Here is a 20,773-nt window from a genome sequence, read left to right on the forward strand (position 1 = left end):
AGCTCAGGACTTCGGGCCGACGTGCCGGTCGAGGGCGGCGACCGCCTCCCGGCGCGCCACCGAGAGGGACCACGGCAGGTTCATTCGCCAGGGGATTCCGAGCAGGTCGAGTGCCCACTGGCACAGCGACATGATGTCGGTGGACCGGTTGGAGAACATGTAGCGCGGATAGACGTACTCCCTGCCGCGGACGGTGACCCGGTTGGTGAACCGGCTGCCGTCGGAGTGGAACAGCCCACGCAGGAAGTGACCGGGGTGTGCGGTGACGATCTCCCGCTGCCAGTCGGCGAGGACGATCGGCCGCTGGTGCTTCTTGCCTGGGCCGTGCTGGGGGAACAAGCATGGCCAGTGCTTGCCGGTGCTCTGCACCGCGACGCAGCCGCGCTTCTGTATGCGCTGGACCTTGTTCGCCAGCACCGCTCGCATGGCGCTCTCGCACGCCTCGATGAGATGGGGCCATGAGTCGGAGCAGTAGATCCGCAGGACCGGCACCCGATCCGAGGTGACCAGGTGCCCGTCGCCGAGGTAGAGGCCGAGCAGGTAGGCGTAGGCGGCGGGATCTGTCTGATTCTCGACCGTGGGGGAACAGCGGAAACACCGGGCAGCGGTGCCGACGACGGCGGGTTCGGGCCGGTCGACGCACCAGTGCCAGACGGTCGTGTAGGGCAGGGAGAGGGCGCGGGCTATCGAGCGGATGTTGTCGCCACGAGCGCGGAGAGCGCGGGCGCGCGTCCGGAATTGGGGTGGATGCACACCCGGATCATCGAACAGGTGTATGACAGAAGTGCCGGGAGCGGGACTTGAACCCGCACGCCCTCTCGGGCAGATGCTTTTGAGGCATCCGAGTCTGCCGATTCCTCCATCCCGGCATCCGCCCCTCGGGCGGGTGTCGCTCACTGTACCCGACTAGGCTCATGCGGGAGCATGGGTGGTAGCCGTGCCGAGATCGATGGTGGGGGTAGGGCTCGTGGCCGAGACGCAGACGGATGCCGAGCGCAGGCGGGTACTGATCGCCGAGGACGAGGCGCTCATCCGGCTGGACCTCGCCGAGATGCTGGCCGAAGAGGGCTACGAGGTGGTGGGGGAGGCCGGCGACGGCGAGACCGCCGTCCGGCTGGCCGAGGAGCTCAAGCCGGACCTGGTCATCCTCGACATCAAGATGCCGATCATGGACGGGCTGGCCGCCGCCGAGCGGATCGCCGGCGCCCGGATCGCCCCGGTGATCATCCTGACCGCGTTCAGCCAGCGGGACCTGGTGGAGCGGGCCCGGGCGGCCGGCGCGATGGCGTACCTGGTGAAGCCCTTCCAGAAGAGCGACCTGGTCCCGGCGGTGGAGATCGCGCTCTCCCGCTACTCGGAGATCGCCGCGCTGGAGGCGGAGGTCGCCGGGCTGACCGACCGGCTGGAGATCCGCAAGACGGTCGAGCGCGCCAAGGGCGCGCTGATGACGACGTATGGGATGACCGAGCCGCAGGCGTTCAAGTGGATCCAGCGCACCGCGATGGACCACCGGATGACCATGAAGGAGGTCGCCGAGCGGATCCTCGCCGAGACCGCCGGCGGCGAGGTGGCCCAGCCGAGCGCCTGAGGTACGCCGGTTCGGGGGGCACCGCGCCGGCCCGGTGATCGATAGCATCGGATCCATGCGTGGTCGGCGGTTGATGGCGGTGCTGGGCGGGTTCGCCCTGCTGCTCGCCGGTTGCGAGGGCAGCACCGCGCACGATGGCGACAACCCGCAGCCGGTCAGCCCGGCCTGGCAGGAGCTGACCCTCCCGGCGCCACCGGGCCCGCCGGGGCGGCTCCTGCTGCGCGACGCGGTCGCCTGCGCCGGCCGCTGGTACGTGGTCGGCGGGGTGGCCGACGCCGCGGGCGCGACCCGGCCGGCGGCCTGGACGAGCGGGGACGGCACCTCGTGGAGCGCGGTGCCGATCGCCGCGGATTCCTTCTACGGCAAGCAGAACGTGCTCTACGCGGTTGGTTGCCGCGACGGGGTGGCCGCCGTGGTCGGGGCGAAGGTCGGCGGCGCGCACGGCTACCCGCGGGTGAGCACCTGGCGGCAGCGCGACGACGGCGCGCTGGTCGAGGTGGCGGCGTCGTTCGAGACGTACGGCGGGCCGACGGCGATCAACGTGGCGCGGCTGGCCGGCGGGCCGGCGGGTTGGTTGATCGTGGGCAACCGGTCCAGCGGCGCGGCGGCCTGGGTCTCGCCGGACGCGGCGGACTTCGTGCTGATCGAGGGCGCGCCGGAGCTGGCGTCCGACACCCGCGGGGTGAGCTGGGCGTTCGACGCGGTGGCCGGCGCGGGGGGTTGGCTGGCCGTGGGCGGCGTGCTGCCGGCGGGCCGGATCGACCGGGACCCGGCGGTGTGGACGTCGGCGGACGGGCGGTCCTGGCGGCGAACGACCCTGCCGGGCAGCGCCGACCACGAGGAGTTGCAGCGGGTGGTGCTGGCCGGCGACACGGCGGTCGCGGTGGGGTTGCGCGGCCGGACGTTCGGAACGTGGCGGCAGTCGCCGGGCGGTGACTGGGTGGCGGCGGGTGGCTTCGGTGCGCTCGGCGCGGGCGGGGTGCCGTCGGTGAGTTCGCTGGGCGCGGCCGGCGGTCGGCTGGTGGCCGCGGTGTCCGACGGGGCGCGGCACAGCCTGTGGACGTCGTCCGACCTCGGCGGCTCGTGGCACGAGGTGGTCCCGGCGACGGGGTTGCCGGCCGGGGCGGACCGGGACGTCAGCGTGCTGGCGGTGGGGGAGCGCTGGTGGCTGGCGGTGGACGACGGCAGCCGCAGCGGGTTCTGGTGGGCGCCCGCCGGGCCGGCGCCGGGGTGAACGGTCGGCCGGTCGCCGGCTGATCGATTCGGGTCACTGACCGGCCCGGAACCGGCCGGTGAGCCGGGGTCGGGCCGTCCCGCGATTCGGTCAGCCAACCGCCTAAGGACCGGTCAGGGGATTGACCTGTTACGGCAAATGTTTGGATCCCGTGCTTCTTCGTAACGGTTTCGCAGACCCCGGCTCCAGGCCTTCCGAGACGGTATGAGTGTCGGTACGCTCCGCCATCACGAGCCGTAACGCAGGGGGCGTCCCTGCGGGGTGGGTGGAACTGCGGGTTGCTGGCTGTCCCCGTTGGTGGGGTTGGTCGGGCCCGCATCTGGAGGAGGTCAGGAAGCCGTGAGGCGAAGCTATGTACGGGCGCTCGGCACCGCCGCGCTCGCCGCGACCCTGGTTGTCGCAGCTGGTTGCCAGGACTCGGGTGGCGATGGCGGCACCGCGTCCGGCGACTGTGGCGGCAAGATCGCGATCTTCGGCGCGTTCACCGGTGACAACGCGGGTCTGGTGATCCCGTCGCTGAACGGCGCGAAGCTCGCCGTGAAGCAGCACAACGAGAAGAACCCGGACTGCAAGGTCGAGATGGTCGAATTCGACACGCAGGGTGACCCGGCGCAGGCGACCCCGGTCGCCAACCAGGTCGCGGGCGACGCGTCGTTCCTCGGCGTCATCGGCGGTCACTTCTCCGGCGAGTCGGACGCGACCATGCCGGTCTACGAGGCCGCGGGTATGGCGATGGTCGCCCCGTCGGCGACCCGGACCGACCTGACCCAGAAGGGCAACAAGTCGTTCTTCCGGGTGGTCGGCAACGACGGCACCCAGGCTGGCGCGGTGTCGACGTACCTGAAGGCGCAGAACGCGTCGAAGGTCTTCCTCATCGACGACGGCAGCGCGTACGGCGCCGGCATCACCGCCGAGCTGACCAAGAACCTCGGTACCGCGCTCGCCGGCAGCGACAAGATCCAGGAGCGGCAGTCGCAGTTCGACGCGACGATCTCGAAGATCAAGGCCGCGGGCGCCGACTACGTCTTCTACGGCGGCTACACCCGTGAGGCTTCTCCGCTGGTGCGGCAGATGCGCCAGGCGGGCGTCCAGGCCAAGTTCGTCGGCCCGGACGGTCTCTACGACCCGGCGTTCCCGCAGGGTGCCTCCGGCGGTGCCGAGGGCTCGATCATCACCTGCCCGTGCCTCCCGGCCGACAAGGCCGGCGGCACCTTCTCCGCGGACTACCAGAAGGAGTACGGCCAGGCGCCGGGTTCCTACGGTGCTGAGGGCTTCGACGCCGCGCAGATCTTCGTGGACGCGTTCAAGGACGGCAAGAAGAGCCGGGCGGACATCCTGGCCTACGTGAAGGCCTACGACAAGCAGGGCGTGTCGAAGTACATCAAGTTCGCCGACAACGGCGACGTCGACCCGTCCAAGGTCGTCATCTGGTCGTACCAGATCAAGGGCACGGCGTTCGAGCCGCTGCAGGAGCTCAAGCTCAGCTGACGACAGCACGGAGTACGGCCGGGGTGTTCGCCCCGGCCGTACTCGATGCAAGGAGACCCCGGTGAATTTCGACGACCTCTTCGGCCACATCGGCCAGCACACCGTCGACGGACTGTCCAAAGGAGCGATCTACGCACTGATCGCCCTGGGCTACACCCTCGTCTACGGCGTCCTGCGTCTGATCAACTTTGCCCACTCCGAGGTGTTCATGGTCGGCACCTTCGCGGTGCTCGGACTGTGGACCGCGTTCGGCGTGGAGAACAACCCGCCGATCGGCCAGGCGGTGCTCTTCCTGGTGCTCGGCCTGATTGTCGCGGCGCTCGCCTCCGGCGGCACCGCCCTCGCGATCGAACGCATCGCGTATCGGCCGCTGCGGCGCAAGAACGCGCCGCCGCTCATCTTCCTGATCACCGCGATCGGCCTCTCGCTGGTGCTGGTCGAGGTCTTCGGTCTGGTGCTGCCGAGGCTCCTGGGTGACCTGGTGCCCTCGATGTTCGCCCGGGAGCGGATCATCCTCGGCATGCCGACGATCATCGAGCAGAAGACGCTGTTCACGATCGCCGGCACGGCGATCACCAACATCCAGCTGATCGTCTTCGTGGCCGCCGTGGTGATGATGGCGGTGCTGGACTGGTTCATCAACCGCACCCGGTACGGCCGGGGCGTGCGGGCGGTGGCGCAGAACCCGGAGACCGCCGCCCTGATGGGGGTCAACCAGGAGCGCGTGATCATGCTGATCTTCGTGCTCGGCGGCATCATGGCCGGCGCCGCCGCTCTGCTGTGGAGCATGCGGTTCGGCTTCACGCAGAGCAGCATCGGCTTCGTGCTCGGCCTCAAGGCGTTCACCGCGGCCGTGCTCGGTGGCATCGGCAACCTGCGCGGCGCGCTGCTCGGTGGCCTGGTCCTCGGCATCGTCGAGGTCTACGGCGCCACGCTCTTCAAGTCCAGTTGGGAGGACGTCATCGCCTTCATCGTGCTGATCGTGGTGCTGATGTTCCGTCCGACCGGTCTGCTGGGCGAGTCGCTGGGGAGGGCCCGCGCATGATCGACAAGATCAGGGACCTGGACCGCGGCCGGGTGGGCGCCCTGCACGCGGTCGGCGACCGGTGGCGCGCGCTGCCGAAGTGGCAGCGGGGCCTGGGGTTCGTCGCCTTCGTGGTGTTCCTCTACTACCTGCCGCTGCTCGGCATCCCGGGCCTGACCTGGCTGCGGACCGACTCGATCTCCGGCGGCAGCAACTGGGCCGGTGTGCTCTTCACCTGCGCCATCTACGTGCTGGTGGCGATCGGCCTGAACGTCGTGATCGGTCTCGCCGGTCTGCTCGACCTCGGTTACATCGGCTTCTTCGCCATCGGCGCGTACGCCGTGGCGCTGTTCGGCTCGGTGAACTCGCCGGTGGTCAAGTGGTTCCAGCGGGAGTTCGACCTGCCGCAGACGTGGGCGGTCACCTGGGCGGTCTGCGCGTTCATCGCGCTGGTGCTGGCGCTGATCTCCGGGGTGCTGCTGGGCTGGCCGACGCTGCGGCTGCGCGGTGACTACCTGGCCATCGTCACGCTGGGCTTCGGCGAGATCATCCGGATCGTCGCCCGGAACCTGGAGAACGTCACCAACGGCCCGCAGGGCATCTCGGCGATCCCCGGCCCGGAGGGGCCGCCGTCGGCGGACAACGGGGTCTTCGGCCTGGTGGACGTGAAGCCGTGGTACTGGCTGGCGTTGACGCTCGTTCTGGTGATGGTGTTCGCGGTGCGCCGGCTGGAGCACAGCCGGGTCGGCCGGTCCTGGCTGGCGGTCCGCGAGGACGAGGACGCCGCAGCGGTGATGGGCGTGTACCCGTTCAAGTTCAAGCTGTGGGCGTTTGCCATCGGCGCGGCGCTGGGCGGCCTGTCCGGCTTCCTGTTCGCCAGCCGGTACGCGTTCATCGACCCGACCCAGTTCAACGTGAACCTGTCGATCCTGTTCGTGGCGATGGTCGTGGTCGGTGGCTCCGGCAACATGGTCGGCGTGTCGCTGGGCGCGGTGCTGCTGGCGTACCTGCCGGAGCGGTTCCGGGAGGTCGCCGACTACCGGTGGCTGGCCTTCGGTCTGGCCATGGTGCTGGTGATGGTCCTGCGCCCGCAGGGTCTGATCCCCAGCCGGCGGCGGGCCCGCGAGTTGCAGGACCGCGCGGCGGAGGCAGAGGAGGCGCCCGCTCATGTCTGACCAGAGCACCAGCACCACGGCGCCGAAGATCCCGACCCAGGCCGGGCCGCGACCCGTGCTGCTCGAGGTCGACAACGTCACGCTGCGGTTCGGCGGCGTGGTCGCTCTCGACGGGATCAACTTCCAGATCAACGAGGGCGAGATCCTCGGCCTGATCGGCCCGAACGGCGCCGGCAAGACCACCACCTTCAACGTGATGACCGGGGTGTACAAGCCGACGTCCGGGGCGGTGCGGTTCCGCGGCGAGCGGGTCACCGGCCGCAAGCCGCACCAGATCAGCCGGCTGGGCATCTCCCGGACGTTCCAGAACATCCGGCTGTTCCCGGAGATGACGGCGCTGGAGAACGTCATGGTCGGGACGGATTCCCGGCACAAGACCAGCGTCCCCGGCGCGCTCTTCCGGCTCTACCGGCTGCGGCCGAAGCCGGAGGAGTTGCCGCAGGTCACGGCGGAAGCCGGGATCGCGCGGACGTGGCAGGAGATGCGCCGGACGTTCGCCAAGACCTTCGGTCTGTCCCGGCACATCCTTGAGGAGCGGGCGGCCGAGGCCAAGGCGATGGAGTTGTTGCGCTTCGTCGGCATCGCCGACCGGGCCAACGACGCGGCGCGCAACCTGCCGTACGGCTACCAGCGCCGGTTGGAGATCGCCCGGGCGCTGGCCACCGAGCCGAAGCTGATCTGCCTGGACGAGCCGGCCGCCGGCTTCAACCCGGCGGAGAAGGAGGAACTGCTCGCCCTGATCCGCAAGATCCGTGACAAGGGGCTGACCGTGCTGCTCATCGAGCACGACATGCGGCTGGTCATGGGGGTCACCGACCGGATCGTGGTGCTGGAGTTCGGCCGGAAGATCGCCGATGGCGCGCCGGCCGAGGTCAGCCGGGATCCGAAGGTGATCGCGGCCTACCTGGGGGAGTCCACCGATGACGCTGCTTGAGCTCGAGAACGTCACCGTCGCCTACGGCCGGATCGAGGCGCTGCACGGCATCAGCCTCACCGTCAACGAGGGTGAGGTGGTGGCCCTGATCGGCGCGAACGGCGCCGGCAAGACCACCACCATGCGGGCCATCTCCGGCACCCGTTCGCTCTCCGCCGGAAAGATCACCTTCAACGGGGAGGACATCAGCAAGCTCCGGGCCGACCTGCGGGTGGTCCGGGGGTTGTGCCAGTCCCCGGAGGGCCGGCAGATCTTCCCCGGCATGACGGTGATGGAGAACCTGGACATGGGGGCGTACACCCGGCGGGACTCCGCCGGCATCGCCGCCGACCTGGACCGGGTGCTGACCCTGTTTCCGCGGCTCGCCGAGCGGCGCAAGCAGGCCGGCGGCACGCTCTCCGGCGGCGAGCAGCAGATGCTCGCCGTCGGCCGGGCGTTGATGAGCCGGCCGAAGCTGCTGCTGCTGGACGAGCCGTCGATGGGTCTGGCCCCGATGGTGATCCGGCAGATCTTCGACATCATCGTGGAGATCAACCAGCAGGGCACCACGGTCCTGCTGGTGGAGCAGAACGCCCAGCAGGCGCTGTCCCGGGCGCACCGGGGCTACGTGCTGGAGACCGGGCGGATCGTGAAGGAGGGGTCCGGTCAGGACCTGCTGCACGACCCGGCGGTCAAGGAGGCGTACCTCGGCGTGGCCTGACCGCGTCGTAGCGCCGGCGGCCGTCCGTCCCGATGGGGGCGGGCGGCCGCCGCGTTTTTCCGTCCGGGCCCGGTGCCGCCGGGTCGGGCTTGTCGGTGGTACGGACTAGAGTCGCCTCCGTGACAGCTACGACGCCGCGCTTGCTCCTCGTCGACGGACATTCCCTGGCATACCGGGCCTTCTTCGCCCTGCCGGTGGAAAACTTCTCCACCACGACGGGTCAGCCGACCAACGCGGTCTACGGCTTCACCTCCATGCTGATCAACGTGCTGCGCGACGAGCAGCCCACCCACATCGTCGTCGCCTTCGACGTCTCCCGCCGCTCCTTCCGCACCGAGAAGTACGCCGAGTACAAGGCCGGCCGCAGCGAGACCCCGACCGACTTCAAGGGCCAGGTCAGCCTGGTCAAGGAGGTGCTCGCGGCGCTGCGCATCCCGGTGGTCGAGAAGGAGGGCTACGAGGCCGACGACGTCATCGCCACCCTCGCCTGCCAGGCCCGCGACCAGGGCATGTCGGTCCTGATCACCACCGGCGACCGGGACGCGTTCCAGCTGGTCGGCGAGAACATCACCGTGCTCTACCCGCGCAAGGGCGTCTCCGACCTGGCCCGGATGGATCCGGCAGCGGTCGAGGCGAAGTACGGCGTGCCCCCGCAGCGCTACCGCGACCTGGCCGCGCTGGTCGGCGAGACCAGCGACAACCTGCCCGGCATCCCCGGCGTCGGCCCGAAGACGGCGGCGAAGTGGATCACCACGTACGGCGGGGTGGAGGGCGTCGTCGCCCGGGCCGACGAGATCAAGGGCAAGGCCGGCGACAGCCTGCGCGAGCGGCTCGCCGACGTGATCCGCAACTACGACATCAACTGCCTGGTCTCCGACCTGGAGCTGCCGCTGCGCCCCGAGGACGCCCGCTGGGCCGGCTGGGACCGCGAGGCGGTGCACCAGGTCTTCGACACCCTGGAGTTCCGGATCCTGCGCGACCGGCTCTACCAGTACCTGGAGGCGGTGGAGCCGGAGGCCGAGGCCGGGTTCGACCTGGCCGGCGAGGTGCTCACCGAGCCGGGCGCGCTGGCCCGCTGGCTGGGCGCGCACGCTCCGGCCGGCACCCCGGTCGGCCTGGCGGTCACCCTGGACACCGGCCCCAACCGGCGGCACACGGCCACGGTGACCGCCCTGGCGCTGGCCACCGCCGGCGGGGCGGCGGCCTGGGTCGACCCGGCCCGGCTGGACGCCGGCGACGAGGCGGCGCTCGCCGGCTGGCTGGCCGACGCCGAGCGGCCCAAGGTGCTGCACGACAGCAAGCCGGCCGTGCTCGCCTTCGCGGCGCACGGCTGGTCGCTGGAGGGCATCGTCCGCGACACCCAGATCGCGGCCTACCTGGCCCGCCCCGACCAGCGCTCCTACGACCTGACCGATCTGGCGCTGCGCTACCTGCACCGCGAGCTGCGGGTCGACGCGCCGGACGACGGCCAGCTCACCCTCGACGGGCTGGGCGACGAGGGTGCGGTCGAGCAGAACCTGATGCTTCAGGCCCGGGCCACCCTCGACCTGGCCGACGCGATCGACGCCGAGCTGTCCCGCGACGGCGAGCAGTCGGCCCGGCTGATGGCCGGGGTGGAGCTGCCGCTGATGCGGGTGCTGGCCGGGATGGAGCGCACCGGCATCGCCGCCGACACGCACTACCTCTCGGAGCTGGAGGCGCACTTCGCGGCCGAGGTGAAGGCCGCCGCGCAGGGCGCGTACGCGGCGGTCGGGCGGGAGTTCAACCTGGGCTCGCCCAAGCAGCTGCAGGAGATCCTCTTCGGCGAGCTGGGGCTGCCCAAGACCAAGAAGATCAAGACCGGCTACACCACCGACGCCGACGCCCTGCAGTGGCTCTACGCGCAGAACCCGCACCCGGTGCTGGCCCACCTGCTGCGCCACCGGGACGTGGCCAAGCTGAAGTCCACCGTGGACGGGCTGCTCAAGTCGGTCTCCGACGACGGCCGGATCCACACCACCTTCAACCAGACGGTGGCGGCCACCGGCCGGCTCTCCTCGACCGAACCCAACCTGCAGAACATCCCCATCCGCACCGAGGAGGGGCGGCGGATCCGCCGCGCCTTCGTGGTGGGCGAGGGCTACGAGTGCCTGCTCACCGCCGACTACAGCCAGATCGAGATGCGGATCATGGCGCACCTGTCGTCGGACGAGGCGCTGATCGACGCGTTCAACTCCGGGGCCGACTTCCACGCCGCCACCGCCTCGTCGGTGTTCGAGGTGCCGGTCGCCGAGGTCACCGCCGACCAGCGTCGCAAGATCAAGGCGATGAACTACGGCCTGGCGTACGGGCTGAGCGCGTTCGGCCTCTCCCAGCAGCTCGGGATCAGCACCGAGGAGGCGCGCGGGCTGATGGAGAACTACTTCGCCGGCTTCGGCGGGGTGCGCGACTACCTGCACGAGGTGGTGGCCCGGGCCCGGCACGACGGCTACACCTCCACCATCCTGGGCCGCCGGCGCTACCTGCCCGACCTGGGCAGCGACAACCGGCAGCGCCGGGAGATCGCCGAGCGGATGGCGCTCAACGCCCCGATCCAGGGCTCCGCGGCCGACATCATCAAGGTCGCCATGCTGCACGTGGAGACCGCGCTGCGCGAGGCCGGGCTGCGTTCCCGGATGCTGCTGCAGGTGCACGACGAGCTGGTCTTCGAGGTCGCCCCGGGCGAGCGGGAGGCGCTGGAGGCGCTGGTGCGGCGCGAGATGGGTGGGGCGTACCCGCTGTCGGTGCCGCTGGAGGTGTCCGTCGGCGAGGGCCGCGACTGGAACAGCGCCGACCACTGACCCGCGACGTCCGCCGGGGTACGCCACCCGGCGGGCGCCTCCGCGTGGCCGAGACAGCCACGCTGCCGGGCACGGGTAGCCGGACGGATGCGGCGGCCAGGGCGTCGACCAGGTCGGCCCGGCCAGGGCGACCAGGCCCGACCGGTCGGCCTCCGGCGCCAGTGCCAAGGGCACGCTGCCGGGGGTGCCCGTCCCCGCAGCTTCGGGCGGCAGATTCGGTCAGCGGCCCGGTCCGCGGCGCGCCTCCGGTGGCTTGCCGTGCCGCTCCAGGGCCTGCCGGGACCGGCCACCCGGCGCCGGAAGCGGCGCCTTGAGCGGGTCGTGCCCCCAGTTCATCAGCGAGTACCGCCACCGGGTGTCGCGCACGTCGCCGCTGGGCCGCTGGGCCATGTGCCGGCGCACGTACCCGACGACCTTGCGCATGTGCCGGTAGTCGGTCTCGGAGAGCTCGCCGCGCTTGCGGCGCAGCAGGTCGATGATCCGGCGGCCCGACTCGTGGCCCACCGACTCGCCGCCCTTGGTGGCCTTGCGCCAACCGACGTGCTTGGACTCGTCGGTCTCCAGCCAGGACTTCAGCTCACCGGGCTTCATGTTCACCGCCTCGGTGAACTCCTGGTACGTCTGCTGCGGGTCCTCACTTCGGCTCATGGCGAAGCACCTCCGGTCGGTGGGCGACGTCCCGGCCCGAGTCGTCGTTGCGGATCCGGTACTGCGGGTGCTCCGGGGACGCGTTCACGGCGTGCCCGCGCACGTGCGTCCGGTCGATGAGCTTCTCCTTCACCACTCCGTACGCGCGGCCGCTGTGACTGGCCCAGGAGACGTGGTCGCCCTCGCGGAATTCCCTCTTCTCGGCCATACGCCCTGGCTACCCGGCGCCGGTGGCCGGAAACGGCTGCTACCCCCGCGCCGGCTTCTCGGCGACGAAGATCGCGCTGCCGGGGAAGAGGCGGCCGCGCAGCGGGCTCCACTGCCCCCAGATCCCCTCGTGTCCCTCCGGCCACTCCGGTTCCACCAGGTCGAGCAGGCGGAACCCGGCGCCGACCAACTCGCGGATCCGGTCGCCGAGGGTGCGGTGCTGCTCCACGTAGGTGGCGGTGCCGGTCTCGTCCTGCTCGACGTATGGCGAGCGGTCGAAGTACGAGTGCACGGCGGTCAGCCCACCCTCGCCCGGATCGTCGAGGAAGATCCATCGCATCGGGTGGGTGACCGAGAACACCCAGCGGCCGCCGGGGCGCAGCACCCGGAACACCTCGCGCATCACGGCCGCCGAGTCGGCCACGAACGGGATCGCGCCGAACGCCGTGCAGGCGGTGTCGAACGCCTGGTCGGCGAAGGGCAGGGCCAGCGCGTCGGCCTGTACCAGCGGCACCCGTACGCCGGTGCGGGCGGCGGCGAGCGCGGCGTGCCGCAACATGCCGGCGGAGAGGTCCAGGGCGACCGGCCGGGCGCCCTGGGTGGCCAGCCAGCGGGCCGCGGCGGCCGCGCCGCAGCCGAGTTCCAGCACCCGACGACCGGGCAACGCGCCGAGCAGCTCCACGTCGGCCTCGCGCACCCCCTCCGGGCACCAGACGAAGTCGAGGTCGCCGAGGAAGGCACCGTGCTCGGCCTGGTAGTCGTCGGCGTCCGCGTCCCACCAGCGGCGGTTGGCCCGGCGGGCCTCGGCGTCGCCGACCCGGCGGCGGGTCACCCGGCTGTCGTCATCCACCCGCTCACGCTAGGCCCCGGCGTCGGCGTCCCGGCGCTCGGGCTCGTACCACCGACGCCCGCCGACGACGGACCGCGACCGGGCTGGGCCACCCGCCGGTCGCGACCGGCGGGTCGGCCGGACGGTCGGGGTCGGTGGTCGGGGCGGGCGAGGAGCGGGCTCCGGGCGGACGAGGCCGGTTCGACCCGGAGGCTGATGGGGCTGCTGTGACGGACGAGACAGTCGTGGTGCTTTCCGGGCGATTTCTCGGCTTTCGCAGGTCACCAGGCGGCGAGGAGACGGGAGGGCTTGCACGCTGTGGTAATGCGCACGGTAGGCTAGACGATGCGCTCGCGGATCGTGTGCCTCGGCAGGGAGCAGGTGCGCGGTCTCCGGAGCCACATCAGGATCTCACTTGGCGATCGTTCGGTGTGCCCGGCGACGGATCCGCTGGCGCGAACAGGTCACCGCGACGCAAGCCTGCGATGACACACCATCCGACCGGAGCAACCGCCCACATGACGAGCAGCATCGAGGCCCCCTCGAGCGCCACCAAGGTCACCGTCGACGACCTCGGCTCCGAGGAAGCTTTCCTCGCCGCGATCGACGAGACCATCAAGTACTTCAACGACGGCGACATTGTCGAAGGCACCGTCGTCAAGGTCGATCGGGACGAGGTCCTGCTCGACATCGGCTACAAGACCGAGGGCGTCATCCCCTCTCGGGAGCTGTCGATCAAGCACGACGTGGACCCGGCCGAGGTGGTTTCGGTCGGCGACCACATCGAGGCCCTTGTCCTCCAGAAGGAGGACAAGGAGGGGCGTCTGATCCTCTCGAAGAAGCGCGCGCAGTACGAGCGGGCGTGGGGCACCATCGAGAAGATCAAGGACGAGGACGGCGTCGTCCGCGGCTCGGTCATCGAGGTGGTCAAGGGTGGCCTCATCCTCGACATCGGGCTGCGTGGCTTCCTGCCCGCCTCCCTGGTCGAGATGCGGCGCGTGCGTGACCTGCAGCCGTACGTCGGCCGCGAGCTCGAGGCCAAGATCATCGAGCTGGACAAGAACCGCAACAACGTGGTCCTGTCCCGCCGGGCCTGGCTCGAGCAGACGCAGTCCGAGGTGCGCACCGAGTTCCTCAACAAGCTCCAGAAGGGCCAGGTCCGCAAGGGCGTCGTGTCCTCGATCGTCAACTTCGGCGCGTTCGTCGACCTCGGCGGCGTGGACGGTCTGGTGCACGTCTCCGAGCTCTCCTGGAAGCACATCGACCACCCGTCCGAGGTCGTCGAGGTGGGCCAGGAGGTCGAGGTCGAGGTCCTGGACGTCGACCTGGACCGCGAGCGGGTCTCGCTGTCGCTGAAGGCGACCCAGGAGGACCCGTGGCGGCAGTTCGCCCGCACCCACGCGATCCAGCAGATCGTGCCGGGTAAGGTCACCAAGCTGGTGCCGTTCGGCGCCTTCGTCCGGGTGGACGACGGCATCGAGGGCCTGGTCCACATCTCCGAGCTGGCCGAGCGCCACGTGGAGATCCCGGAGCAGGTCGTCCAGGTCGGCTCCGAGGTCATGGTCAAGGTCATCGACATCGACCTGGAGCGCCGCCGGATCTCGCTGTCGCTCAAGCAGGCCAACGAGGGCTTCGTCGAGGGCGAGGAGCACTTCGACCCGACCCTCTACGGCATGGCCGCGACCTACGACGCCGAGGGCAACTACATCTACCCGGAGGGCTTCGACCCGGAGACCGGGGAGTGGCTCGAGGGGTACGAGAAGCAGCGCGAGACCTGGGAGCAGCAGTACGCCGAGGCGCGTCAGCGCTGGGAGGCCCACACCAAGCAGGTGCAGACCTCCCGGGCCGCCGACGCCGAGGCCGCTGCCAACCCGGCCCCGGCGGTCACCGGTGGCGGCGCCACCTCGACCACCCCGGCCCCGAGCCGGCAGGCCGAGGAGCCGGCCGGCACCCTGGCCACCGACGAGGCGCTCGCCGCGCTGCGGGAGAAGCTCGCCGGCGGTAAGTGACCCGCTGAACGACGACGGGCCCCGTCCCCGCGATCCGTGAGATCGCCGGGGGCGGGGCCCTCGCCGTCCCCGCCCCGCCGGTCCCGCCGGCCGCGCCGTTCCCGCGGCGTGTCGCCGTTGCCGGGAGGCGTGCCCCAGGAATGGGGAAGGGTGGTGAGCGGCCGACTTGGCGGCCTGATCGTGATCAGGTTGACTGGTGGTCGTGCTGAGGGTGGGACTGACCGGAGGAATCGGCTCCGGCAAGAGCGCGGTGGCGGCCCGGCTGGCCGAGCGCGGCGCGGTGGTGATCGACTCCGACCGGATCGCCCGGGAGGTGGTCGCGCCGGGCACCGAGGGGCTGGCCGAGATCGTCGCCGCCTTCTCCGAGCGGGTGCTCGACGCCGACGGGGCGCTGGACCGGGCGGCCCTCGGGGCGGTGGTCTTCGCCGACGAGGCGGCCCGCCGCCGGCTGGAGGCGATCACCCACCCCCGGGTTCGGGCACGGACCGCCGAACTGGCCGCCGCGGCGGGACCCGACGCGATCGTGGTGAACGACGTACCGCTGCTGGTCGAGGTGGGGCTCGCGCCCACGTACCACCTGGTGGTCGTGGTGGAGACGGACGTGGCGCTGCGGTTGGAGCGGCTGGCCCGCGACCGGGGGATGGAGCGGGCGGAGGCGGAGCGGCGGATCGCCGCGCAGGCCGACGACGCCCGCCGCCGAGCGGCAGCGGACGTGCTGCTGAGCAACGACGGCAGCCTGGCCGACCTGCACGCGGCCGTCGACGCGCTCTGGTACGACCGGCTGCTGCCCTTCGCGGCGAACCTGCGCGAGCGGCGGGTGGTCCGGCCGGCGCGGGTCGAGCTGATCGAGGCCGACCCGACCTGGCCGCGGCAGTACGCCCGGCTGGCCGCCCGGATCCGGCACGCGCTCGCCCCCGCCGAGCCGCGGATCGACCACATCGGCTCCACCGCGGTGCCCGGACTCGCGGCCAAGGACGTGATCGACATCCAGCTCGCCGTGCCGACCCTCGCCGACGCGGACGGCGCGTTCGCCGAGCGGCTGGCCGAGGCCGGCTTTCCGCGGCTGCCCGGCGAGTGGTGGGACAACCCGCGCCCGCCCGGCAGCGCCCGGTGGCCCAAGCGGCTGCACGGCAGCGCCGATCCGGCCCGCCCGGTCTACCTGCACATCCGCGAGGTGGACTCGCCGGGCTGGCGGTACGCCCTGCTGATGCGCGACCACCTGCGTGCCGACCCGGACCAGCGGGCGGCGTACCTGCAGCTGAAGCGGGACCTGGCCGCCGCCGCCCCGGACAGCGTCACCTACAGCACCGCCAAGGATCCCTGGTTCGACGAGGAGCACCTGCGGGCCGAGGCGTGGGCCGCGCAGACCGGCTGGCGCCCCTGACGACGGGCACCGTCCCGGCCGGAAACCCGCCGCCCGTGCTCAGCCGCCGCGCCAACCCGCTGGGTCGGCCTGCTGATGTCGCCGCCCGGTGCGCAGCCTCCGGCCGTGCGCACTGGTCGGCCGTGCTCAGCCACCGCCCGTGCTCAGCCGCCGCGCGCCCACCCCGCGGGTCGGCCTGCAGGTGTCGCCGGCCGTGCTCAGCCGTCGGCCGGGCGGGCGCGGCCCGGTGCCGGGGCGGTCCACCGGGGCACCGAGCCGGGCGTCAGGTCGAGCTGGGCCCAGGCGCCCGGTCGGGTCCGTAGCTCCAGCCGGCGCAGCAGCCCGGACCGGTCGATCCAGTAGCGCAGCAGCGCCCGCGAGGTGCGCAGCTCGACGACGTCCACGGTCCGGCCGGCCAGGCTGTCGCCCCGGACCCGTACCGCTTGGCCGCGCTGTCCGGCCGAGCCGCCGGCCCGCAGCGCGGCGTCGACCAGCAGGTCGAGGTCGTCGGCTCGGGCCGGGCCGGCCCGCCAGCCGTCACTGTGCCGGGGCAGCGGTGGCCGGCCCGGTGCCTCGGCGGGGCCGGGCACCGCGGTGGCTGGCAGCTCCGCCCGGGCGGTGCCGTCGGGACCGTGGTGCAGCAGCGTACGGCGGTTCGGCCGGCCCAGGTCGGCGACCGTCAGGTACGCGGTGCGCCGGGTCCAGCTCAACCAGCCGGCGCCGCGCAGGTTCGTGTCGGTGCCCACTGGCGCGGTCAGGGTGACGGTGGCGCCGCCGCGGGCGCGTAGCCGGCCCGCCAAACGGTTCAGCCGGTCCTGCTCGGCGGCGGTGAGGGCCCGCGGCAGCCCGGGCCGCCCGCCCAGCGCGTCGACCGGACGCAGGGTGGGCCGGTTGGCGCGGTTCAGCTGTACGGTCACCGGACCCACGTCGGCCAGCCGGGTTTCCAGCCGGTGCAGCCGGGCGGACTGGTCGAGCCAGTAGCGCGGGTGCTCGGCGGTGGTCAGGCCGCTCGGCGGTGGAGCCTGGAGGATGTCCATTGGTTCCGCTCCGATGGTCTCCCGCCCCAGCCAGCGTGCCGCCTCGGGTGCCGCGCCGGCCGGCTCGGGGCGGTCGGCGGCGAGGCGGAAGAGCAGGTCGAGCAGCCGCGCGAGGCCGTGCCCGGCCGGCAGGTCGTGCAGCCGCCAGCGGTCCGCCGGGGGTACCAGCGGCGGCGGGGCGGGCGTCGGCACCGCGGTGGGATCGGGGCGCAGCAGCACCACCGTCGGCGTGGCCTGGAGCAGGCCCCGCTCCGCGCCGGCGCCCGGCCCGCCCACGTCCAGGTAGACCAGCGGCCGGGACCAGTCCACCCAGCCGATCAGTTCGGTGCGGGCGGCGCCGTCGCCGGTGGTCACGTGCAGGCCGGAGCGCAGGTCCCGGTAGTTGGTGACCCGCATGGCGGCGAGCCGCTCGTGCTCCGCGGCGGTCAGCGTCCGGGCCTGTTCCGGCGGGTCGGGCGCCCAGCTCAGCAGCCCGGCGACCAGCGCGGCGGCGGAGATCGTGGCGACCACGGCGAGCGCCAGGAGGGTGGTCCGGCGGCGTCGGACGAGACCTCGGCGCAGACCGCCCGGGCCGCGTCGGATCCGGTCCGGCCCGCCGTCGAGCACCCGTCGGATCGCCTCCTGGTCCCGGTTCAGGATCCGGCGGGCGGCCCCCGGCGTCACGGCCTCCGTGGGCGTGGCACGGGCGGTCATGGGGCCGTGATGGCGGGGAGCCGCGCCCGACGCGGGATGGCCTGCCCGAGGCCGATCGGGCCCGGAGCGGGCACCCTCGGGAGGTGCGGTCCGGGCAGTCGCCCGGCCGCGGTGACGGCGTGCCGCGCCCCGGGCCACCGCTTCTGGTCCGGGTTCGGTGACGGCGGCGGCCGGCTCGCGGCGGCGTGCCGGGCCCCGGGTCGGGGCTTCGGTGGGTTCGGTGGGGATCGCCGGATCGCGGCGGCCTGCGGCGGCCCGGGTCGCGGCCTCCGGGGGCTCGGTGGGGGCGGCCGCGGGGTCGTCGGGCTGCGGGACGGCGCCCGGCGTCACGGCCTCGGTAGGGGCGGGCGCCGGGTCGCGGTGGCGGCGGGCTCCGCCACGGCGCAGAAGCCCGGTCCACCGGCCGGCCGGCTCGGCCGGTACGGCGTGCTCGGGGCGTTGGCCGCGGGGCGGATGGCTGTCGTCGGGCCTGCCGTCGGCGTCGCGGCTGCGCGCCGGTCGTGAGGTCTCCACAGGTAGTTGAACGGGCCGGAGCGGGCCGGGGTGACGAGCATTGCGGGGCCGACGTCAGGGCGTGGGCTGTGCCGTCGGTCAGCGGCCGGGAGGCGGGGGGTGACGGGCAGGGGCGCTCGCGGCGGCCGGTCTGCGCGTCACGCGCGACCACACGGGTGCGCACGCCGGACGGACCGGGTGCTGCGACCCCGGTGCCGGGGGCGGGCCCGGCCGTTGACGGCCTGGCCACCGGCCCGGTCGGCCGCCGCGAGCGGCCTACACGAAGAGCCTAGCCGGGTGAGATGGGCCACACAATGGGAATATCGAAGCCGATCAGGGACCGACCGTAGTCGCCGCGGAGTGTCGGACCCCCGGCGTACCGTTGGGGTCATGGCGCTCGACATTCCCCGTCTCGACGGCCGGTTCCAGGTCGTCAGCGAGTTCCAGCCCGCCGGCGACCAGCCGGCCGCGATCGACGATCTGGAGCGTCGGGTCCGCGGCGGCGACCGCGCCACGGTGCTGCTCGGCGCGACCGGCACCGGCAAGAGCGCCACCACCGCGTGGCTGATCGAGCGGTTGCAGCGGCCGACGCTGGTGCTCGCGCCCAACAAGACGCTCTGCGCGCAGCTGGCCAAGGAGTTCAGCGAGCTGCTGCCGCACAACGCGGTCGAATACTTCGTCTCGTACTACGACTACTACCAGCCCGAGGCGTACATCCCGCAGACCGACACCTACATCGAGAAGGACTCCTCGATCAACGAGGAGGTGGAGCGGCTGCGGCACTCGGCGACCATGTCGCTGCTCACCCGGCGCGACGTGATCGTGGTGGCCACCGTCTCGGCGATCTACGGCCTGGGCACCCCGGAGGAGTACCTCGACCGGGCCGTGCGGGTCGCCGTCGGCCAGGAGCTCGACCGCGACCAGCTGCTGCGCCGCCTGGTCGACATCCAGTACACCCGCAACGACATGGCCTTCAACCGCGGCACCTTCCGGGTCCGCGGCGACACCCTGGAGATCATCCCGGCGTACGAGGAGCTCGCCGTCCGGATCGAGCTGTTCGGCGACGAGGTGGAGAAGCTCTACTACCTCAACCCGCTCACCGGCGACGTGGTCCGCGAGGTCGACCACCTGCTGATCTTCCCCGCCACGCACTACGCGGCCGGGCCGGAGCGGATGGAGCGGGCGATCCGCGACATCGAGACCGAGCTGGGTGAGCGGCTGGCCGAGCTGGAGCGGCAGGGCAAGCTGCTGGAGGCGCAGCGGCTGCGGATGCGCACCACGTACGACATCGAGATGATGCGCCAGGTCGGCTTCTGCTCCGGCATCGAGAACTACTCGATGCACATCGACGGCCGGCTGCCCGGCAGCCCGCCGCACTGCCTGCTCGACTACTTCCCCGACGACTTCCTCACCGTGGTCGACGAGTCGCACGTGACCATCCCGCAGATCGGCGGCATGTACGAGGGCGACGCGTCCCGCAAGCGGATGCTCATCGACCACGGCTTCCGGCTGCCCAGCGCGGCCGACAACCGGCCGCTGCGCTTCGACGAGTTCCTGGAGCGGGTCGGCCAGATGGTCTTCCTCTCCGCCACCCCCGGCCCGTGGGAGCTGGAGCAGTCCCAGGGCGAGTTCGTGGAGCAGGTGATCCGCCCGACCGGCCTGATCGACCCGGAGGTCATCGTCAAGCCGACCAAGGGGCAGATCGACGATCTCATGCACGAGATCAAGCTGCGTACCGAGCGGGACGAGCGGGTGCTGGTCACCACGCTGACCAAGAAGATGGCCGAGGACCTCTCCGACTACCTGCTCGAGAACGGCATCCGGGTGCGCTACCTGCACTCCGAGGTGGACACCCTGCGCCGGGTCGAGCTGCTGCGCGAGCTGCGCAAGGGCGACTACGACGTGCTGGTCGGCATCAACCTGCTGCGGGAGGGTCTCGACCTGCCCGAGGTGTCGCTGGTGGCGATCCTGGACGCCGACAAGGAGGGCTTCCTGCGCAGCGGCCGGTCGCTGATCCAGACCATCGGCCGGGCGGCCCGGAACGTCTCGGGCCAGGTGCACATGTACGCCGACAAGATCACCCCGTCGATGGCGGACGCGATCGAGGAGACCAACCGCCGGCGGGCCAAGCAGATCGCGCACAACGAGGCGCACGGGATCAGCCCGGAGCCGCTGCGCAAGAAGATCCACGACATCCTCGACGACATCTACCGCGAGGCGGAGGACACCGAGCAGAACACCCGGGTCGGCGGCGCGGTGCGGCAGCTCTCCCGGGGCAAGGCCCCGGTCAAGGAGACCCGCAGCCGCGGCCGGGCGGGCGGCGCCGCGCCCGCGCGTGAGGGCATGGCCCGGGCCGAGCTGGCCCAGCTCATCCAGGAGCTGAACGACCAGATGCTGGCCGCCGCGCGGGAGCTGCAGTTCGAACTGGCCGCCCGGATCCGCGACGAGGTGGCCGACCTGAAGAAGGAACTGCGGGGAATGGACGCCGCCGGCGTGAAGTGACGCGCGGGCGGTCGCCGGGTCGACGGGACGA

General features: G+C 72.1%; 16 protein-coding genes and 1 tRNA gene. 11 read left to right on the forward strand and 6 right to left on the reverse strand.

What is annotated here, in order from left to right:
• Positions 1-3 precede the first annotated feature (3 nt).
• Both GA0070609_RS05815 and GA0070609_RS05820 read right to left on the reverse strand, forming a co-directional pair.
• A complete protein-coding gene (locus tag GA0070609_RS05815) occupies positions 4-753 on the reverse strand; it encodes a transcriptional regulator (protein ID WP_088992846.1) in 750 nt (249 codons plus the stop codon).
• A gap of 32 nt (positions 754-785) precedes the next feature.
• Positions 786-869: transfer RNA gene (locus tag GA0070609_RS05820), tRNA-Leu, on the reverse strand.
• 98 nt (positions 870-967) lie between these two features.
• Between GA0070609_RS05820 and GA0070609_RS05825 the strand changes: the two genes are divergently transcribed.
• The 8 genes from GA0070609_RS05825 (at position 968) to polA (ending at position 10,962) form a co-directional block, all read left to right on the forward strand.
• The gene (locus GA0070609_RS05825) at positions 968-1,588 is read left to right on the forward strand and encodes an ANTAR domain-containing response regulator (protein ID WP_088992847.1); all 621 of its coding nucleotides are present in this window, start codon (positions 968-970) and stop codon (positions 1,586-1,588) included.
• Between the two features lie 55 nt (positions 1,589-1,643).
• Positions 1,644-2,822 carry a hypothetical protein gene (locus GA0070609_RS05830; protein WP_157748065.1) on the forward strand — a complete coding sequence of 393 codons (1,179 nt, stop codon included), beginning with the start codon at positions 1,644-1,646 and terminating at the stop codon, positions 2,820-2,822.
• A 339-nt stretch (positions 2,823-3,161) separates the two neighbouring features.
• Positions 3,162-4,310, forward strand: coding sequence for a branched-chain amino acid ABC transporter substrate-binding protein (locus GA0070609_RS05835; RefSeq protein ID WP_088992849.1), 1,149 nt, complete (start codon positions 3,162-3,164; stop codon positions 4,308-4,310).
• A 61-nt stretch (positions 4,311-4,371) separates the two neighbouring features.
• The gene (locus GA0070609_RS05840) at positions 4,372-5,355 is read left to right on the forward strand and encodes a branched-chain amino acid ABC transporter permease (protein WP_088992850.1); all 984 of its coding nucleotides are present in this window, start codon (positions 4,372-4,374) and stop codon (positions 5,353-5,355) included.
• Complete coding sequence (locus GA0070609_RS05845; RefSeq protein WP_088992851.1) at positions 5,352-6,509, forward strand: branched-chain amino acid ABC transporter permease; 1,158 nt, start codon at positions 5,352-5,354, stop codon at positions 6,507-6,509. Before GA0070609_RS05840 ends, GA0070609_RS05845 begins: the two co-directional genes overlap by 4 nt.
• Positions 6,502-7,443, forward strand: a complete 942-nt coding sequence (locus GA0070609_RS05850; protein ID WP_088992852.1) for an ABC transporter ATP-binding protein — start codon at positions 6,502-6,504, stop codon at positions 7,441-7,443. Before GA0070609_RS05845 ends, GA0070609_RS05850 begins: the two co-directional genes overlap by 8 nt.
• Entirely contained in the window at positions 7,430-8,143 is a 714-nt protein-coding gene (locus tag GA0070609_RS05855) for an ABC transporter ATP-binding protein (RefSeq protein ID WP_088992853.1), read from the forward strand. Before GA0070609_RS05850 ends, GA0070609_RS05855 begins: the two co-directional genes overlap by 14 nt.
• Before the next feature lie 119 nt (positions 8,144-8,262).
• The gene (polA, locus tag GA0070609_RS05860; RefSeq protein WP_088992854.1) at positions 8,263-10,962 is read left to right on the forward strand and encodes a DNA polymerase I; all 2,700 of its coding nucleotides are present in this window, start codon (positions 8,263-8,265) and stop codon (positions 10,960-10,962) included.
• Positions 10,963-11,181: 219 nt separating this feature from the next.
• Here the strand turns inward: polA and GA0070609_RS05865 are convergent, their stop codons facing one another.
• From GA0070609_RS05865 to GA0070609_RS05875, 3 genes are read right to left on the reverse strand one after another with little or no spacing between them, the layout of a single operon-like run.
• The gene (locus GA0070609_RS05865; RefSeq protein WP_088992855.1) at positions 11,182-11,610 is read right to left on the reverse strand and encodes a DUF3140 domain-containing protein; all 429 of its coding nucleotides are present in this window, start codon (positions 11,608-11,610) and stop codon (positions 11,182-11,184) included.
• A complete protein-coding gene (locus tag GA0070609_RS05870; protein WP_088992856.1) occupies positions 11,597-11,818 on the reverse strand; it encodes a hypervirulence associated TUDOR domain-containing protein in 222 nt (73 codons plus the stop codon). The genes GA0070609_RS05865 and GA0070609_RS05870 overlap by 14 nt, the downstream gene beginning before the upstream one ends.
• Before the next feature lie 39 nt (positions 11,819-11,857).
• Positions 11,858-12,667, reverse strand: coding sequence for a class I SAM-dependent methyltransferase (locus tag GA0070609_RS05875; RefSeq protein WP_088992857.1), 810 nt, complete (start codon positions 12,665-12,667; stop codon positions 11,858-11,860).
• Between the two features lie 497 nt (positions 12,668-13,164).
• Here GA0070609_RS05875 and rpsA point away from each other — a divergent pair, with 497 nt between their 5' ends.
• Both rpsA and coaE read left to right on the forward strand, forming a co-directional pair.
• Positions 13,165-14,655 (forward strand): 30S ribosomal protein S1, encoded by a 1,491-nt coding sequence (gene rpsA / locus GA0070609_RS05880; protein WP_088992858.1) that lies wholly within the window; start codon positions 13,165-13,167, stop codon positions 14,653-14,655.
• 202 nt (positions 14,656-14,857) lie between these two features.
• Entirely contained in the window at positions 14,858-16,039 is a 1,182-nt protein-coding gene (coaE, locus tag GA0070609_RS05885; RefSeq protein WP_088997521.1) for a dephospho-CoA kinase, read from the forward strand.
• Between the two features lie 197 nt (positions 16,040-16,236).
• Here coaE and GA0070609_RS05890 read toward each other — a convergent pair whose 3' ends face one another.
• The gene (locus GA0070609_RS05890) at positions 16,237-17,748 is read right to left on the reverse strand and encodes a hypothetical protein (protein ID WP_157748066.1); all 1,512 of its coding nucleotides are present in this window, start codon (positions 17,746-17,748) and stop codon (positions 16,237-16,239) included.
• Positions 17,749-18,630: 882 nt separating this feature from the next.
• On the opposite strand from GA0070609_RS05890, the gene uvrB reads away from it, so the two are divergent.
• Positions 18,631-20,742: an excinuclease ABC subunit UvrB gene (gene uvrB, locus GA0070609_RS05900; protein ID WP_088992860.1), complete on the forward strand. Its 2,112-nt coding sequence runs from the start codon at positions 18,631-18,633 to the stop codon at positions 20,740-20,742.
• The last annotated feature ends 31 nt before the right edge of the window (positions 20,743-20,773 follow it).

It is taken from the genome of Micromonospora echinaurantiaca (assembly GCF_900090235.1).
GTDB classification, from domain to species: domain Bacteria; phylum Actinomycetota; class Actinomycetes; order Mycobacteriales; family Micromonosporaceae; genus Micromonospora; species Micromonospora echinaurantiaca.